This window comes from Hymenobacter citatus (genome assembly GCF_014333615.1).
Taxonomy (GTDB): Bacteria; Bacteroidota; Bacteroidia; order Cytophagales; family Hymenobacteraceae; genus Hymenobacter; species Hymenobacter citatus.
Genome location: NZ_JACSCY010000009.1, coordinates 143,889 through 160,105, shown reverse-complemented (window position 1 = coordinate 160,105; position 16,217 = coordinate 143,889). Strand labels below are relative to the sequence as shown.

The 16,217-nt window shown below is 55.3% G+C and carries 17 protein-coding genes and 1 tRNA gene; 10 read left to right on the top strand and 8 right to left on the bottom strand.

Annotated features, from left to right (window positions below; translation table 11 throughout):
- The first annotated feature begins 17 nt into the window (after positions 1-17).
- Positions 18-449 carry an organic hydroperoxide resistance protein gene (locus H8B15_RS13025; RefSeq protein WP_187320118.1) on the top strand — a complete coding sequence of 144 codons (432 nt, stop codon included), beginning with the start codon at positions 18-20 and terminating at the stop codon, positions 447-449.
- Positions 450-536: 87 nt separating this feature from the next.
- The gene (locus tag H8B15_RS13020) at positions 537-1,550 is read left to right on the top strand and encodes an NADP-dependent oxidoreductase (RefSeq protein WP_187320117.1); all 1,014 of its coding nucleotides are present in this window, start codon (positions 537-539) and stop codon (positions 1,548-1,550) included.
- Positions 1,551-1,711: 161 nt separating this feature from the next.
- Here the strand turns inward: H8B15_RS13020 and H8B15_RS13015 are convergent, their stop codons facing one another.
- Complete coding sequence (locus H8B15_RS13015) at positions 1,712-3,649, bottom strand: RecQ family ATP-dependent DNA helicase (protein ID WP_187320116.1); 1,938 nt, start codon at positions 3,647-3,649, stop codon at positions 1,712-1,714.
- A 467-nt stretch (positions 3,650-4,116) separates the two neighbouring features.
- Between H8B15_RS13015 and H8B15_RS13010 the strand changes: the two genes are divergently transcribed.
- On the top strand, positions 4,117-4,608 hold the full coding sequence (locus tag H8B15_RS13010) for a hypothetical protein (protein WP_187320115.1): 492 nt from the start codon (positions 4,117-4,119) through the stop codon (positions 4,606-4,608).
- Positions 4,609-4,770: 162 nt separating this feature from the next.
- On the opposite strand, the gene H8B15_RS13005 is transcribed toward H8B15_RS13010, so the two are convergent.
- Together H8B15_RS13005 and H8B15_RS13000 are read right to left on the bottom strand one after the other, a co-directional pair.
- The gene (locus H8B15_RS13005; protein ID WP_187320114.1) at positions 4,771-5,565 is read right to left on the bottom strand and encodes a hypothetical protein; all 795 of its coding nucleotides are present in this window, start codon (positions 5,563-5,565) and stop codon (positions 4,771-4,773) included.
- Between the two features lie 489 nt (positions 5,566-6,054).
- Positions 6,055-6,708: an ABC transporter ATP-binding protein gene (locus H8B15_RS13000; RefSeq protein WP_185282911.1), complete on the bottom strand. Its 654-nt coding sequence runs from the start codon at positions 6,706-6,708 to the stop codon at positions 6,055-6,057.
- Positions 6,709-6,906: 198 nt separating this feature from the next.
- On the opposite strand from H8B15_RS13000, the gene sucC reads away from it, so the two are divergent.
- Positions 6,907-8,109, top strand: a complete 1,203-nt coding sequence (sucC, locus tag H8B15_RS12995; RefSeq protein WP_187320113.1) for an ADP-forming succinate--CoA ligase subunit beta — start codon at positions 6,907-6,909, stop codon at positions 8,107-8,109.
- A 66-nt stretch (positions 8,110-8,175) separates the two neighbouring features.
- Here the strand turns inward: sucC and H8B15_RS12990 are convergent, their stop codons facing one another.
- A complete protein-coding gene (locus tag H8B15_RS12990) occupies positions 8,176-8,667 on the bottom strand; it encodes an Ohr family peroxiredoxin (RefSeq protein ID WP_187320112.1) in 492 nt (163 codons plus the stop codon).
- A 149-nt stretch (positions 8,668-8,816) separates the two neighbouring features.
- On the opposite strand from H8B15_RS12990, the gene H8B15_RS12985 reads away from it, so the two are divergent.
- Both H8B15_RS12985 and H8B15_RS12980 read left to right on the top strand, forming a co-directional pair.
- Positions 8,817-8,891, top strand: a tRNA-Arg gene (locus H8B15_RS12985).
- 484 nt (positions 8,892-9,375) lie between these two features.
- Positions 9,376-9,804, top strand: a complete 429-nt coding sequence (locus tag H8B15_RS12980; protein ID WP_187320111.1) for an STAS/SEC14 domain-containing protein — start codon at positions 9,376-9,378, stop codon at positions 9,802-9,804.
- A gap of 14 nt (positions 9,805-9,818) precedes the next feature.
- Here the strand turns inward: H8B15_RS12980 and H8B15_RS12975 are convergent, their stop codons facing one another.
- From H8B15_RS12975 to H8B15_RS12965, 3 genes are all read right to left on the bottom strand, one after another.
- Positions 9,819-10,268, bottom strand: coding sequence for a hypothetical protein (locus H8B15_RS12975; protein ID WP_187320110.1), 450 nt, complete (start codon positions 10,266-10,268; stop codon positions 9,819-9,821).
- A gap of 426 nt (positions 10,269-10,694) precedes the next feature.
- The gene (locus tag H8B15_RS12970) at positions 10,695-13,004 is read right to left on the bottom strand and encodes a heavy metal translocating P-type ATPase (protein WP_187320109.1); all 2,310 of its coding nucleotides are present in this window, start codon (positions 13,002-13,004) and stop codon (positions 10,695-10,697) included.
- Positions 13,005-13,151: 147 nt separating this feature from the next.
- On the bottom strand, positions 13,152-13,433 hold the full coding sequence (locus tag H8B15_RS12965; protein ID WP_187320108.1) for a GNAT family N-acetyltransferase: 282 nt from the start codon (positions 13,431-13,433) through the stop codon (positions 13,152-13,154).
- Positions 13,434-13,595: 162 nt separating this feature from the next.
- Between H8B15_RS12965 and H8B15_RS12960 the strand changes: the two genes are divergently transcribed.
- The 4 genes from H8B15_RS12960 (at position 13,596) to H8B15_RS12945 (ending at position 15,407) form a co-directional block, all read left to right on the top strand.
- Entirely contained in the window at positions 13,596-14,072 is a 477-nt protein-coding gene (locus H8B15_RS12960) for a hypothetical protein (protein ID WP_187320107.1), read from the top strand.
- Between the two features lie 22 nt (positions 14,073-14,094).
- A complete protein-coding gene (locus H8B15_RS12955) occupies positions 14,095-14,343 on the top strand; it encodes a hypothetical protein (protein WP_187320106.1) in 249 nt (82 codons plus the stop codon).
- A gap of 126 nt (positions 14,344-14,469) precedes the next feature.
- Positions 14,470-15,285: a universal stress protein gene (locus tag H8B15_RS12950; RefSeq protein WP_187320105.1), complete on the top strand. Its 816-nt coding sequence runs from the start codon at positions 14,470-14,472 to the stop codon at positions 15,283-15,285.
- Positions 15,286-15,302: 17 nt separating this feature from the next.
- The gene (locus H8B15_RS12945; RefSeq protein ID WP_187320104.1) at positions 15,303-15,407 is read left to right on the top strand and encodes a twin-arginine translocation signal domain-containing protein; all 105 of its coding nucleotides are present in this window, start codon (positions 15,303-15,305) and stop codon (positions 15,405-15,407) included.
- A 66-nt stretch (positions 15,408-15,473) separates the two neighbouring features.
- Here the strand turns inward: H8B15_RS12945 and H8B15_RS12940 are convergent, their stop codons facing one another.
- Positions 15,474-16,169, bottom strand: coding sequence for a peptidase associated/transthyretin-like domain-containing protein (locus tag H8B15_RS12940; RefSeq protein ID WP_187320103.1), 696 nt, complete (start codon positions 16,167-16,169; stop codon positions 15,474-15,476).
- Between the last annotated feature and the right edge of the window lie 48 nt (positions 16,170-16,217).

The window sequence follows — 16,217 nt, the reverse complement described above, 5'->3', positions numbered from 1 at the left end:
CTTTTTTCACCCCCCACATGAGCATTCAACGCTTGTACACGGCGAAAGCCAAAGCCACTGGTGGCCGCGATGGCCGCGCCATCTCCAGCGACAACATCATCGACCTTCCGCTGAGCACACCCAAGGAAATGGGCGGCCCTGGTAAAGAAGGCGCTACCAACCCCGAGCAGCTGTTTGCCGCCGGCTACGCTGCTTGCTTCGACGGCGCCCTAAACCTGGTGGCCCGCATGGAGAAAACACCCATCACGGGCAGCACCGTGGAAGCCAACGTAAGCTTCGGCAAAGACGGCGACAACTACGGCCTAGCCGTGGATCTGCACGTAAACATCCCCGGCATGGAGCAGGAACAGGCCGAAGCCCTGGTAGCCAAAGCGCACCAGGTATGCCCCTACTCGCGTGCCACCCGCAACAACATCGAAGTTAACCTGTCGACTTCCACCAACGCCTAACGGCTTTGTCGTTGCGCAACGCGTTGCTTTCCCGCTTCGTTGGGAAAGCAACGCGTTTTTGTTTTTCCACCCTTTTCATACTACACCATGAGCAACCGCACCATCTTGCTGGCTAGCCGCCCCCAGGGCAAGCCTACCCCCGACACATTCCGTTTTGAAGACTGCGAGCGGCCTACCCCTTCGCAGGGCCAGGTGTTGCTGAAAGCCCTGTACGTTTCTGTGGATCCGTACATGCGCGGCCGCATGAGCGATGCCAAATCCTATATACCACCTTTCGAGGTAGGCCAGCCGATTACTGGCGGTGTGGTGGCCGAAGTAGTGGAAAGCCAGCACCCTGAGCTGCCGGTCGGCACGGTGGTTACCGGCAACCTACCCTGGCAGGAGTATAGCCTATCGGACGGCAAGGGCCTGACGCCGGTGCCTACCGACGGACCATCCATCAGCTACTATCTGGGCATATTGGGTATGCCGGGCCTCACGGCCTACTTCGGCCTGCTCGACATCTGCCGGCCCAAGGAAGGCGAAACCGTGGTGGTATCCGGTGCGGCCGGGGCCGTGGGCTCTATTGTAGGGCAGCTAGCCAAAATAAAAGGCGCCCGCGTGGTAGGCACTGCCGGCTCCGATGAAAAAGTGGCCTACCTCAAAGGGCTGGGCTTTGATGAAGCCATTAACTACAAAACCACCCCCGACATTGCCCAAGCCCTGGCCGATGCCTGCCCCAACGGGGTAGACTGCTACTTCGACAACGTAGGCGGCGAAATCACGGATGCTGTGTACGATTTGCTGAACACCCACGCTCGTATTGCGCTCTGCGGTCAAATATCGACTTACAACGCCGAGGAAACGCCTGTGGGCCCGCGCCCAGAAGGTAAGCTGTTAAAAACCAGCTCGATGCTACAGGGCTTTATTGTGAGCAACTACGCCAAGCGCTTTCCCGAAGGCGTGCGCGAGCTCACGCAGTGGGTGGAGCAGGGCAAACTCACTTTTGAAGAAACCATTACCGAAGGCTTCGACCAGATTCCGGCTGCTTTCCTGGGCCTGTTTACTGGCGAAAACACCGGCAAAGCGCTTGTGAAAGTAGCCGACCACGGCGCCGCTTAGAGCGAGGGTAACCCTACCCTAAAAAGCACGATACACCTCGCAAGGCTGGCGAGGAAATTGCAGTACCTACCCGGTACCTTTTAGCAGAATTAGCCCTTCTGCCGAATGGATGAGCACAGCCCCGGCGCCACTTTGGTAGCCGGGGCTGTTTGCGTATAGCGTTATTCAGCAGCAGCTTGCCGCATCAGGCGGCCATCAGAGGCATAGCAGAGCTGCCCCAGATCCACCAGTTCCCGCAGCAGGGTCGTTACTCCGGCGGCTTGGCTGGGCGCAAACTGTGCTACAAGTTCGCGGGGCGTTTGGGGGGTAGTAGACAGCAGGCCTAGCACTTGCTCGCGCAGGGCCGGCGCGGGTGCCAGGGTCTGGACTTTTTTCTTTTGCGCCAGGCAGTAGTCGCACACGCGGCACGGTGGCGCGTCTAGCTCGCCAAAGTATTCCAGCAGCAGTTGTTGGCGGCAGCGGCCGCCGTTGGCATAGCGGAGCACCGCCTCGGTCTTTTCCTGTGCCAGTGTGCGGGCCTGGTTTAGGTATTTTTGGTTGAGAGGCAGCTTATCAGCATCGAAGCGCGGGGTGGTGAACAGGGCCTGAGGCGCGTCGTGGCGGGGCTGGTAGTGGATGATGTTGGAGCGATGCAAGAACAGCAGCATTTTGCGCACATCCACTACGCTCACCCGCAAGTGCTGGGCAAGGCTATTTTCCGAAATCCGCTGAAAACCCACAAAGATTTCGCCGCCGTTGAAGCGCAGCAGGGACTTGATCAGCGCATCGTGCTGGGCATTGGCTACCTGAAAGCGGTAGAGGTCGGAGTGGTCGATGGGGATGTGCACGCGGGCGGGGTTGTGCACGGCCTCGTTCAGCTGCACAAATCCCTCGCGCCCCAGCGTGCGCAGGGCGTTGTGCGCGTCCAGTGCCTTGATACGGTAAGTTTCAGCGAACTGCTGCAAGTCGAAATCGAACGCCACTAGCTCGCCGCCGCCCACTGCCGTGCGCGAGAAATTGGCCAGCGCCTGATACACGCGCCGCACCGTATCCAGCGGCGGGTGGGCCTGCTGGGTGCGGCGGCGCAGCTCATCGGCATCGTTGGGGCCTTGCAGCAGCACGGCAAAGGCGTATTTCTCGTCGCGGCCGGCGCGGCCCGCTTCCTGGTAGTAGGCCTCCAGGTTGTCGGGCGCATCGAGGTGCACCACTAGGCGCACGTCGGGCTTGTCGATGCCCATACCGAAGGCGTTGGTGGCCACGATGACGCGGGTGCGGTCCTGCATCCAGTCCAGCTGGGTACGGTGGCGCAGCTCGGCGCCCAGGCCGGCGTGGTAGGGTGCGGCTTTCACCTGATGATGCTGAAGGTAGGCGGCGGCGTCTTCGGTCTGACGGCGCGTGCGGGCGTACACAATGGCTGTTTTGTCGGCCCCTACCCCGCGCACCACTTCCAGCATCCGGCGGTATTTATCCTCCGTAGCCAGCACCGAGTACGACAAATTGGGCCGGGCAAAGCTCTGCTGAAACACCCGGTAGCTCGGCCGGAAATGCAGCTTCTCCACAATATCCTGCTGCACCTGCGCGGTGGCGGTGGCCGTGAGGGCAATAACCGGCGCATCGGGCACCAGCTCGCGCAGGGCCGCAATCTGGAGGTAGGGCGGCCGGAAATCGTAACCCCACTGCGAGAGGCAATGCGCCTCGTCTACAGCCAGCAAGCGTACGCGCATCTTCCCTACCCTGGCCCGAAACATATCCGTGAGCAGCCGCTCGGGCGACACATACAGAAACTTCACCGGACCATACACGCAGTTGTCCAGCGTTTGGTCGATTTCCTGGTGGCTCATGCCCGCGTACACGGCCTCGGCCTTGATGCCACGTTTACGCAGGTTTTCCACCTGATCTTTCATCAACGCAATCAGCGGCGACACCACCAAGCAGAGCCCTTCCCGCGCCAGTGCCGGCACCTGAAAGCAAATGCTTTTGCCGCCGCCTGTAGGCAGCAGCGCCAAGGTATCGTGCCCCGCCAGCACCGAGCGGATAATGTCTTCCTGCATGGGCCGAAACTGGTGGTGACCCCAGGTCTGGCGGAGTACATGCAGAATGTCGTCGGTAGCGGGCAGCATAGGAGACAAAGGTACTATGTGTCGATGCCTTTTCTGCTGCCTTTAGCCTGCTGATCCTGTTACGTGCCTATGTATACGGTATATTCTGTGGCGTCCGGCCCGATGTCCGATGATGTGCAACCGGCGGTAGCACCCAACCCAACGAGCGCACAGGCCACTGTAGCCTTCCCTTGTGCAGGAAGGCACTTTGCGCCTAATGGTTTAATGATGCAGGGCACCTTGATATAGGCACTGGAAATGCCGGCGACACTTCTTCCTATCAATTCACAAGAGCTAACCCGGTCAATTTATACTTTATCAATACAGGCAGCCCAGATAACACGTCTACCTAATCGGGTATGAGGTTGTTAAAAATCGTATTTGTTATATAAAATCAATTTTTATTGTATTATATCATTATAAATAACAGTACATTTGTCATCAAATTTTTTTCGCCTTTTAGCACATTATTGCCATACAACACTTCTATGGAACAAGAGCTACTTCTGGCTGCCTCCAATGTAACGGCTTATTATGATCGTACTAATAACTGGCTTTATCTGGACTGGCACGGCGAGATAACGCTGGACTCCGTCCGCTCCAATTGCTTGCAATTAGCACGCTGTTTCTTAATCAGGCGGTACAAACGTATTCTGAACGACAATACCAACGTTACGAAAATTACGCCGGAGGTAGCACCATGGCTGGCCGATGACTTTTTGCCTTATCTACGTTTACTGGGTATTGAATATGTAGCCTGGATATGCTCGCCTGATATGCACATCCAAAACGACACAGAAATAGTGTTGGAAAAGCTTACCTCGCCGGTAGTGGCCCTCTTCGATGATGTAGCTACGGCATACGCATGGTTAAGTGTCGCTAAGTTTCAGTCTCCTGTCATGCTAAATTCACCTCAAAGCTTCACTCAGATCATGACGGCTTTGAAAGAACGTATATCCTCTTTAGGAGGAAATGCCTAGCTGTTGCTACCTATGAAGTAGTGAAGCTGCCCAACGCTATATTCTACTTATTCGTGTTACATAGCTGGTTGCGCTTCTAGAGTTCCTTACCCGCCCCGCATAAAAAAACCCGGCGCCATGTGGTGCCGGGTTTTTCGTATATGCAGTTGTTTGTTTTGTGTATTAAGCGGCAGCCGACTCACCGTTCTCGCGGTCGTCGATGGCCTTCTTCAGCTTGGCAACGGCCTGCGTTGCGCGCTCCTCATCAAGACGATTGATATTCAGGAGCATTTTCGTTTTCTCCTGACGCGTAATCACCGGGTGGTTAAGCAAGCGGATAATTTCTTCCTTCTGCGCAGCCGAAGCATACGTAACAGCAGGCTGCTCGGCTGGTACGGCTTTCATAGCCGGTGCCTCTGCTGCTACAGCTGGTGCCGGAGCAGCAACTGGCTGCGTAGCTACCGGAGCCTTCACCTCGGGCGTATTGTTGCCATAGTCCATCTCCTCGGCGGGGGTAGGCTCGTAGCCAGCAGCCCGGATGATCCAAGCCAGGATGTTGCGGTAAGCCTTACCAATGGCGCGGGTTTGGGCCATGCTCATGATAGCAAACTCTTGGTAGAACTTCTTACCGTTCTCCTTATTGGAGCACACCGCAAAGCCAGCGCCTACCGTATGGCCCGAACGCAGGTCAAACAACGTCACTTTGGCCTGATACTTCAACTCGGTCTCGGTGCTGACGTTGATAACGTGGTCGACGATGGGCACGATGCCCAGGCGCGAGCCAGCGTACTGCCAGCCCTCCACGTTCACAAACTCCTTGCCCTGCACCGTGGTTGAGAGCTTATTGTCTTTGATGAACTTGGCCAAGTCAGTAGCCAAGTGCAACGTTTCATCAGAGCGCGCAATGTCGTAGCTCTCTACTTTGGCTTTGCGGGCGGTTTCCTTCGTGTTGTTGGTGGTCTTGGTTACTTCGCTCATGGCGTCTTCCCTTTAGTACGTTATGTTGTTCTTATTACTAACGAATGCAGCGTAAAATAGGTGCAATGAATCAAAGATTTTTCAACAAATTTTATCCTTGATTTTCAGACTATTACAAACTACATACCGCTTTGTATATCCTAACAAAATTAGCAATACTAAAATTCATTTCAACAGGATTTTGCTAAAAAAATGAGTCAAGCATACTACCCTATTGCGCTGGCTTGCTCTACGGAAGTAAGAATTACGATAGTAGGGTATCCTACCGCGTCGGCATAGCCTTTTTTGATTTGCATGACTTCCTGGGCCACGTTCGTCACCACAACCTCGCCACACGCAAAAAACCCGTCTCACTGTTCTAGAAACAACGAGACGGGTTACACAAACGGTCCGGGGCGGGTCGGACGCGTTGCCAGGTATACGGGTAAGGGTATAGCAGGAAAGAAAGTTCCTAGCTTAATACGATATACGCTTTCGTTACAGTCGAGCTTATTCTGAGATGTACCCGTCTTTCATCGTGATAGTGCGGTCGGCCATTTCGGCCAGCTGGTCGTTGTGCGTCACAATCACGAAGGTTTGACCCAACTCTTTGCGCAGCAAAAAGAAAATTTGGTGCAGCTCCTGCGCGTTTTGCGAGTCGAGGTTGCCGGAGGGCTCATCGGCGAAGATGATTTCCGGGGAGTTGATGAGGGCGCGGGCTACCGCCGTGCGCTGCTGCTCACCGCCGCTCATCTCCGAGGGCTTGTGGTCGGCGCGGCGCTCCAGGTTCAGCATGCCCAGTAGCTCGCGGGCACGTACGCGCACTTCCTTCTCCGAGCGCCCGGCCAGGTAGGCCGGCAGGCACACGTTTTCGAGGGCCGTGAACTCGGGCAATAGGTTGTGAAACTGGAAGATGAAGCCGATGTGTCGATTGCGAAACCGCGCCAGGTCCGAGCGCTTCAAGGCACTCACCGATTCGCCATCGAACAGCACCTCGCCCGTATCGGGGTTGTCGAGCGTGCCCAGGATGTGCAACAATGTACTCTTACCGGCCCCCGACGAGCCCACGATGCTCACGATTTCGGACTTTTCAATAGTCAGGTCAATACCTTTCAGCACTTCCAGGGAACCGTATGTCTTGCGGACGTTGATGGCTTGCAGCACAGCAGATGAATATAGTCGGGGGTAGGAAAACAAATCTACGGAGGAAAGCCGGAGTTTGTGGTCGGGCAGTGGGTCGGTTTCCGCGAAAGGTAAGGCGCCTGCCAAAATCCGGCCGAAAGCCCAGGTTCCGTTTCCCCCGATTATTACCTACTTTCGCGGTTACGAATACGACCCGAATCCCATTTTCAACTGACCTCTATGAACATTCACGAGTATCAGGGTAAAGAAATACTCAAGCGCTACGGCGTGCGCGTGCAGGAAGGCATCACGGCTGATACGGCCGAAGAAGCTGTAGAAGCCGCGAAAAAGCTGAACGCAGAAACCGGTACCAGCTGGTACGTGGTGAAAGCCCAGATTCACGCCGGCGGGCGCGGCAAAGGGGGCGGGGTGAAACTCGCTAAGAACCTGGAGCAGGTGAGAGACATTGCCGATCAGATCATTGGCATGCAGCTGGTAACCAAGCAAACGGGTGCCGAAGGCCGCAAGGTGCACAAGGTGCTGATTGCTCAGGACGTATACTACCCTGGCGAGTCGGAAACCAAGGAGTACTATATGAGTGTACTGCTGGACCGCGCTACCGGCAAAAACGTGATTATCTATACCACCGAGGGCGGGATGGATATTGAGGAAGTAGCCGAAGCGCACCCCGACAAGATCAACAAGGAGTACGTGGACCCTGCTGTGGGCCTGCGCCCTTTCCAAGCCAGCAAAATTGCCTTCAACCTGGGCCTCACTGGCCCGGCGCAGAAGGAGATGGTGAAATTCGTATCGGCTCTGTATAAGGCCTATGACGATACCGATTCGGCTATGTTCGAAATCAACCCCGTGTTGAAGACCTCGGACAACAAAATTTTGGCCGTAGACGCCAAAGTAACGCTGGACGACAACGCCCTCTACCGCCACAAAGACTTCGAAGCCCTACGCGACACCAACGAGGAAGATCCGCTGGAGGTAGAAGCCTCGGAGTCGAACCTGAACTACGTGAAGCTCGACGGCAACGTGGGCTGCATGGTGAACGGCGCCGGCCTAGCTATGGCCACTATGGACATCATCAAGCTATCAGGTGGTGAGCCTGCTAACTTCCTCGATGTAGGAGGTGGAGCCAACGCCCAGACGGTTGAAGCCGGTTTCCGCATCATCCTGAAAGACCCGAACGTGAAGGCCATCCTAATCAACATCTTCGGGGGTATCGTACGTTGCGACCGGGTAGCGAATGGTGTGGTAGAAGCCTACAAGAACATCGGCGACATCAAAGTGCCGATTATCGTGCGCTTGCAGGGTACCAATGCCGAAGAAGGCGCCCGCATCATCGATGAGTCGGGTCTGAAAGTATACTCGGCGGTGCTGCTGAAGGATGCTGCCGAGAAGGTGAAAGAGGTACTGGCAATGCAAAACGCCTAGGTTCTTTCTCTCAAAGAAAAAGCCCGCTGGAGCATTCCAGCGGGCTTTTTCTTTGAGAGAAAGAACCTATTGAGCACCGCCCTTCTCGGCGACACCAGTATTCTCGCTGGCATCTACCGGAATGGCTTCGCCTTGCACGCGCAGTTCTACTTCCATATTGCCACGAGTACCTACTGAGTAGGGGCAGATTTTGTGGGCCTGCCGCACCATATCAATGGTCTTGTCCTTGTCGAAGGCTTTTAAATCTACGTCTAGCACTGCCGAAAGGCCATAGGCTTCCCCTTCCTGAAACAGCGATACGGAGCATTTCACCTCCGTTTGCGGATCGAGCTTGTCGCCGGCGCGCTGGGCAATTACTAGCAGTGCTTGCTGAAAGCAAGACGAATACCCGGCGGCAAACAGCTCCTCGGGGTTGGTAGCGCCTTTTTTGCCGCCCAGGCCTTCCGGCACCGACATATCCAAGTCGATGATGCCGGTAGCAGAGCGTACGTGGCCACTACGGCCACCAATAGCCGTTGCATCGGCCGTATAAAGAGTCTTTTTTTCGGTGCTTGCCATAAAAAGAATGGGTCAAAGTAAACAGTTATGTATGCTAACTGGACTGAGCCGCGGAAGGTTACTATAACCGAGTGTATGATTTTGCAGAAAAAGCCTTTGGTGGTTTGGCAACGGCGTATTTTCTGTCTAGTTTTGCGCCTCACAAATCGGGTCGCGTAGTACAACGGATAGTATAGGAGTCTCCGAAGCTCTTGATCCAGGTTCGATTCCTGGCGCGACCACCACTAAGTATATAAGCCCTTGTAATACATTTGGTTACAAGGGCTTTTTGTTTTGCCTTTACGTATGTAGTCACCTACACTGCTTCTCTACCTTGCCTTGCTGATGCTGCCTAGCTTACTTACTATTGGAAGTTTACAGCCTTCTGTTAGCAATATCAGTGACTTTATTATCATTTACAGGCCCATACGGAGTGACGGCACTACTTCCAAGGCTATACTTATAATTATAACCAAGAGGTGCTTTTTACGTTTGTGCTGCTATCGGTTTCCATCACGCAGTACTTGGATAACCGGTAAGAAACGCTATTGAACTTGTAGAGCACCTCACTCGCCGAGTTTTCAGTGTTTTTCTTTTTTCTTACTGCTCTTTGCGCCCCTGTATTTGTTAAGCCAGAAAGTGAGCCAGCATACTGCTAGCCCACAACTAACCGGATTACACACTTACCGTGCTCCATCATTATCATAAGGCGCTATTTGCACAGTCCGTATGCCAACAGAGTTAATCAACGGTTTCGGTAAGGTATACCTTACTATTGAGTTCGATGCAGCGAATAACTGGGTGTATAACAATTGGATTGGCTATCAAACTTATGTAGGCATCATTGCCGGAGCTGATGCTTGCCTGCATCCCCTGCGGGACCACGCCTGCTCCTACCTGCTCAACGACAATCGGCAGGTTATTGGCCCTTGGGACCACGCTGTGGAGTGGCTGGTTACCAATTGGGCGCCCCGAGCCATCCATCAGGGCCTTACGCATTTTGCGCACATTGTTAGCTCGGAGGCACTGGCAGCACTTTCTGCCGAGGCCATGCATATTGGCATCAATGGTAAGCTACAGATGCGGATGTTTGATGATGGAGATGCGGCCCAAGAGTGGCTACGAATGGCCCAACGGGCTAGCAGCACGGCCTATTGAACTATGCCCTCTACTTACACCACGTAAATACTGCGTAGCCAGCGCACTGCTGGCTCTACTTCCGTGAAAAACTGAGCCGTAAGGGCAGCCGACGCATCACAGGCAGTTACTTTGGCTATTGCTGCCCTGGTCTGACTGTTGCGGGCCGGTATGATAGCCCGGTGAGAATAATTGGTTTCACGCACTACTGTAGGGGTCCAGTCGTGCATAAGCCAAGTTACATCGGCAGGTGACGGGGGTAGCATTTCACGATGGTCGGTTAGCACCAGCGAAGCCTGCGTAATAATTAGCAGTGCCTGTATATACCGAAACACTGCCCGAAATTCAGCGCTGTTCATTGGTTGTCCGGTCCAACGTACGTGGATGTAGCTGTCGGCCAGCCACTCTACTTGGGCTTGACTATTCTGGAAGCATAATGCACTGGGCTCGGATGAGGAAGCGCCAAATGGACTAGCCGACGTCATACCCAGATGAGGTTTAAAGGTCAGCAATGGTGAGGAAGCAAGAGGGCGGAGAAAGGAATGCATACAATCGTATTGTGCTGCTAAGGTTGCTACTTCCTGCTTCGAAGTCAAAGAACATCTGCCATTAATTGTGACAATAATTATTTTTATAAATTATATGACTCTTCCAGTCAAAATCAATTATAAATGTCTAGAATTCAATCTTGTAACGGATATTCTTTACCATAGAAAGGCGCCTTTTTTTCTGATTTATCTAGATTTACCACTGTATTGGAGATATAATGAATGCAACTAATTATGTAGTTTAAGCAGTATAGTTGGGCGAAATAGTGCTTTGATTTGCTTCAGTCGCGTATTGTTTCGTCTGGTTGCACCCCTCCGACGCACTATACCGTCTATGTACCGGCATGGCTATTTCAATGCTGATTATCCGCGAAACCCACGCAAGCGCAGCGAGTTAGTAAGCACCGAAACGGAGCTGAGCGCCATAGCGGCCGCCGCCAGCATGGGCGAGAGCAACACTCCGAAAAAAGGATACAGCACGCCCGCCGCAACAGGAATACCCAGTGCATTGTATACAAAGGCAAAAAACAGGTTTTGGCGTACCACGCGCATGGTTTGCCGCGATAAGGCAATGGCAGTTACCACGCTCCGCAAGTCGGCGCGCATGAGGGTGATGCCGGCGGCTTCCAGGGCCACGTCGGTACCGGTGCCCATGGCCAGGCCCACATCGGCCTGGGCTAGCGCGGGGGCATCGTTGATACCGTCGCCTACCATAGCCACTACCCTACCCTCTTGCTGTAGCAGTTGCACCTGAGCGGCTTTGTCTTGGGGGAGCACCTCGGCCACGTACCGCCGGATGCCTACCTGCGCCGCCACGGCCTGGGCCGTTTGGGGGTTGTCGCCGGTCATCATTACCACTTCCAGGCCCAGCGCCTGTAGCTCGGCAATGGCCGCGGCGGAGGTAGGGCGCACGGTGTCGGCCACGGCCAACAGGCCAGCCGCCTGCCCATCGAGGGCAACGTAGAGCACGGTTTTGGCCTGTTGCAAGAGCGCGTTGGCGGCCTGAGATAGGGCAGCGGGTAGGGCGATATTAGCGTCGGTTAGCAGACGCTGATTGCCAATGAGCACATGCTGCCCTGCTACTGTGGCGCGGGCGCCATGACCAGCTACAGCCTCAAAATCAACCACATCCAACGCAACATCCACTGGCTGCTGGATGGCGTACTGTACCACCGCGGCCGCCAACGGGTGCTCCGAGTGCCGCTCTACGGCTGCTACCAGGGCCAGCAAGCGCGCTTTAGGGTAGGCGGGCGTGGCCACAACGTCGGTTACAGTGGGCTGGCCGTTGGTGATGGTACCGGTTTTGTCGAGCAGGATGGTGGTGACGGCGTGGACTTTTTCCAGGGCTTCGGCGCTACGGATGAGCACCCCGTGCTCGGCTCCCTTGCCAGTGCTAACCATAATAGCCGTGGGCGTGGCCAGCCCTAGCGCACACGGACAGGCGATAATCAGCACAGCTACGAAATTGATGAGCGCCAGCGGCAACCGCATGCCGGCGGGAGCCAGCAAAAACCACGCAATGAACGTGAGCACCGCAATACCAATAACCGTGGGCACAAAGATGGCGCTGATGCGGTCGGCGAGGCGCTGAATGGGCGCCCGCGAGCCTTGCGCGTCTTCTACGAGTTGCACAATGCGCGCCAGCATAGTTTCCTCCCCTACCTGCGTTACGCGGAAGCGGAAGGCCCCGGTTTTGTTGAGCGTGGCGCCGAATACGGCGTCGCCGGCTGCTTTTTCTACGGGTAGGCTTTCGCCGGTGAGCAGACTTTCGTCGAGGGCCGAGCGACCTTCCGTGATGATGCCGTCGGTGGCTACCTGCTCGCCGGGGCGCACTGCTACCACATCGTCTACGTCGAGCTGCTCTACGGGCAGGTCTACCTCTTTGCCGCCGCGGAGCACGCGGGCCGTTTTGGGCTGTAGCTGCAACAGCGCCCGCATGGCGTCGGACGTGCGGTTTTTGGCGCGGGCTTCCAGCACTTTACCCACCAGAATGAGGGCAATGACGGTGGCCGTGGTATCGTAGTAGGGCTCGGGCATCAGGCCATGCGCCCGGAAAAAGCCGGGGGCCAGCGTCACGGCCAGGCTGTAGAGGAAAGCTGCGCCGGTGCCCACGGCAATCAACGTATCCATGTTGGCGGTGCGGTGGCGCAGGCCTTTCCAGGCCGAGACGTAGAACTCGCGGCCGCTATATAGCACCACCGGCAGCGTGAGGCCCAGCAGCAGATAATTGAGCCACTGCATGTTGATGCGGGCCGACAGCGCGGGCCACAGCATCAGCATCGACAATGGCATGATAACGGCCGTGAGTCCCGCAGCTACCCACAGGCGGCGCTTGAGGTGGTGGTAGGCCTGGGCCTTTTGCTGGTCTAGCGCGGCCTGGCGGTCGGCGGCGCTGGTGTCGAGGCGGCGGGCAGCCACCTCGTAGCCAGCGCGGCGCACGGCCTCACGCAGCACACCCGGCGAGGCCGCGCCCGGCTCGTATTCCACGGTAGCCTTTTCGGTAGCGTAGTTCACCAGCGCCTGCGTAACGCCCGGCGTGCGGCGCAACGACCGTTCAACGGCCGACGCGCAGGCCGCGCAGGTCATTCCCTCGATATCAAGGGTAGCCGACGCAATAGGACCAGCAGGAGCAAGCAAAGCGGATTGCTGGGACGTGGTGGGTTGCGTATCCATAAGGGTAGGAAGCTCAGATTAATAGCGAAGTCATCGAAAGCTGTGAATTCGCTATCAAGTAAACCAACAAAGGCCCCCGCTTGGATGTGCGACATTTGCCGGGCAAGTGTGCAGAATTTTGGCCTACCTTGTCTGCGTTGCTCCCTCCTACCCCAGCAAGTCTTGGTATTCGGCTTGATGGGACTGCACGAATTTTTGCATGAACTCGCAGCTGGTGCGTACCTGTAGCTTTTGCTCGCGGGCGAAGTCCAGGGCACGGCGGGCCATAGCATCGGCTACACCCTGGCCCCGTAGGGCTTTGTCGACGAAGGTGTGGGTGAAATCGACGACTCCTTCGGTGGGGAAGCTATACGCCAGCTCGCCCTGGTGGCCGTCGATGTCGACGGTAAATTCCTGATCCTGGGGGTGATGCTCGATAGAGAAAGACATATGCGAAAAATGTTGAAAGCGAAAAACAAAGCGGTGCGCACAGGCCACGCAGGCATTTTTTGCGGCCGGACGTAGCCACGTGCTGCCCACTTTACGTAGTTCAGGAAGCGGAGGCGGTCATTTCCACCGTTTTTCCGCCGTTTCACCCTAAGTCTCTCTCCCATGCAAAAGCACCCCAACGACGGCAGCAACGATAATCCGGACGAGTTCAGTGAGTTGCGCGAACCGCACGAAAACCAGGACGTCTTCAATTTGAAGGAAGGCAAAGAGGTAGCCAACCAACCCTTGCAGCCCAATCCACAAGCAGCGCAGCCCAACGCTGGCACACCCGGCTATGGTGACTTTGGCAAGCAGCCGCACACAACTACCAGTGACACAGAACACAAGCCAGCCGGCACCAACCCCGGTGGCTCGGCCGCGCCCGATACAGTTGACCCGCTCCAGCGCGGCGGCGTAGCCCAAAACCAAGACCCAGGCGGGGTAGCGAAAGCAATGGGCGACGACGCTCAGGAAGACGAAAGCCGTGCCTCTTGGGCCGACGACGACCCGCGCTACGGCAGCGGCACCCGCAACTGGCCTACCAACGAGCCCGGCAACCCTACCACAGTAGGACCCGACCCAAACGAGGATAATCTGTAATTCCGACCTTATCTAGCACATCATGGCTGATTCAGCAAACAATACCTCCGACAACCAACCCATGTCTGAGGAGCAGCGCAAGCACCACGACGAATTGTACTCTTATAAAAAGGACGAAGAAGGTACGCTTGACACCTCCGACATGCTGGACGAAGCCTCGCATGGCTTACCCGATACGCCCACGGCCGGCCCCGATTCCGACACCAGCAGCCAAACCGACGAACTGATGAATCCGGGTTTCAACAACCCCATCGACGACAACAACCGCTAAGCGGCGGTTTATATGGCATAAGCCCGCTCCTCCGTTTTGTTGGAGAGCGGGCTTTTGCATTGCTATCTGCTACGCGGTGGCTATTTTGAGCTTGTATCGTTTTACAGAACTTAACTTCAGTGCCCGATGCATCTACTTGTTCTAACTGATTTCTCGCCCGCCGCCGACCACGCGCTGGCCTACGCCGACGCACTGGCGGTGCAGCTACGTGCTACCTTGGTCTTGCTGCACGTGCAGCGCACGTCGCTTTTCGACCCGGAGGCCCTTACAGGTAGCTTGTCGCCGCTGAGTGAGGGCGAAATTGCTACGGCCTTGTTGCAGAGACGGGAAAAGCTGTCGGTGCCGGTTGTTACGGAGGCCACGGTAGCGCGTGTGGCCGAAGCTGCGGCCGCCGGCGTGCGGCGTTATCAGCCTGCCTTGCTGGTACTGGGTAGGCCGGCTGCCACCAAAGGCTCGCCAGAAGTAGTAGCCCAGACGACAGCTCTCAAGCTGCTCGGGCATTTGCCTTGCCCGTTGCTGGTGGTGCCCGAAAGTGCTCCTACCCCCATGCCGCCGCAGTGCGTTGGCATCGCTGCCGACAATCAACCCTTCTCCCTGCTCCCGCAGGCAAACGCTATAATAGCCTGGCTGCATCAGCTGTCGGCCCGCTTTACCATTCTGCATGTAGCCGAGCCGGAGGACAACGACAGTACCACTGTGGCGTGCCAACACGTGCTGGAAAGCGGCTTATTACCCGTCGATTCGCGTCCGCACCACCACGGTGTGCGACACCTGTCTATGGCCGATGGTATTGCGCAGGGTGCGCAGGAAGTTAAAGCGGACTTACTAGTTGCGCAGGTGCACCGGCACACGTGGCTGGGCGACTTGTTCAGCCACAGCGTTACGGCCCGGATGGTACAGCGGACTACCCTACCGTTACTGCTGCTACCTATCAACGACTAGCTACCGTTCTTGAACGCATGCACAATCTGAAACATATTACCTCACGCCGGCATTTCCTGCGCAATGCAGGGCTGGGCACTACCGCCGCGCTGGCTTCGACAACGATAACTGCTGTGCAGTAGTTTGCGAATTTTCAAAAAACCGTTTTCATCCTCGGTAGCGCCTTACAGATTAGCAGATCTAATTTATCAATAGGTTACAGTATAGTTAGCTGTAGCACCGGCAGACACGAATAAAGAATCAACATTCCATATCGTGACACCGTTTTTGATCTTTGAAGTACGTATTAGTACGGGCTGGTCTCCCGCTATTGGTAAAGGATTCTCAAGGGGTAGACTACTCCAATTAATTACCGGTCCGCCTCCTTGAATTTGAGAGCTAAAAGTACTGTTGTGACCGTAGCAATTATTAAAGGATGAACTGTAATACCCTACTATCTCCGTGGGGTTTGTAACCATCAATCTGACATAGGCTTTGCGGGGTATTATATAATTGTATAATTGCATCATAGTGTCGCGTTTAGCATCATATAAGGCAATTACGTCCACTCCTATCGTATAATATTTCTTGTCGTCGACTCCAAAAATCACCTCGAAGAAGCCGTCTTCCAACTCTCCGCCTTTAATAAAGAAACTTGTGTGGTAGTTTCCATTAGCATCTGTAGTAGTTTGACTCTTTAGCTTTGCTTTTGGCCAGCTTGGCGGCCCATAGATCCATTTGACAGACACTTGCGCACCCTTGATGCCCTGCTGGCCATTTGCAGTTAGCAGGCGGCCCGTTATAGTAGTACAAGAGCCCATGCATTCTTCTAGCTTATCTTCTGTCTCACAGCTAGTAGTTAACAGTGGTATTGCCAATAGGCAAAAAGAGAACATGGTTTTCATAGCCAATTGTACTATTTGCATATAAGCTAGAGTGAGCTACTAGATCTT